1 tRNA gene is annotated in these 860 nt (G+C 58.0%); it reads left to right on the forward strand.

The window, feature by feature from the left end:
* The first annotated feature begins 173 nt into the window (after positions 1 to 173).
* A tRNA-Met gene (locus tag M0654_RS18240) sits at positions 174 to 250 on the forward strand.
* Positions 251 to 860: the final 610 nt, after the last annotated feature.

An 860-nucleotide genomic window follows, 5' to 3' on the forward strand; every position in this document is an offset into this window, starting at 1 on the left:
ATCTTCTCGACACACAACACTCCCTCACGGGCAAAAAACCCGAAACAAAAACACAACACGGGGTGCAGAGCCCGTTCTGCCGTCATCAATCCTCCCGATCGATCACTTGACGGCATCACCTCATCAGGCTACGCCTGAAATCGCTCCCGGGAAAACGCCCGGAAAAACAATATCGCGGGGTGGAGCAGCCCGGTAGCTCGTCAGGCTCATAACCTGAAGGCCGCAGGTTCAAATCCTGCCCCCGCAACCACCGAAACTTGTAAATTCTCCCATTCTCCATACTTCCTTGAAAGCTCCTCCGCGTAAGCGTCGAGGAGCTTCTGTTGTTTGGTCTCCGTGTCGATCTCGCCCGACGCCAGTCGCGCCATGAAGTCGTTCTGGGCAGCCGCGAGGAATTGCTGCCCCATCAGGTCGATCACCTCCATTGACGCCATGATGTTAGCGATCGATCCATGAACCTGCAGCGTCGCCGGCTGATGCCCAGGCGTCTTGCCGATCACCACCTTCTGGATCAGGTCACGGACGACCGGCATCAGGCGCTGCTTAGCGTGTTCGTCTGCGTTGTTGCGGGCGAGGTAGATCAGCTTGCGGATGATGATCTCCATATTGGCTGGATTGAACTGCGCCTTCAGTTTCTCGACCTTCTCAGTGAAATCCTCTGCAGGCTGCTCGGCGGAGGCCAGTTCCTTTGCCAGCTTCTCGCGCGTTGCTTCCAGTTCGTCGAGCTGGTCGTCCAGTGCGGCCAGCCGGGGACGCCCTTCCGCGGCACGGTCGCTAATCTGCTGGATGATGCTGTTCTGGCGCTGGGTGGTCGCTGTTGATTTGCACTGAGAGCTGACCCGGGATTTGCGCCGAGAAGT

This window comes from Neorhizobium turbinariae (genome assembly GCF_023223505.1).
GTDB lineage: Bacteria > Pseudomonadota > Alphaproteobacteria > Rhizobiales > Rhizobiaceae > Neorhizobium > Neorhizobium turbinariae.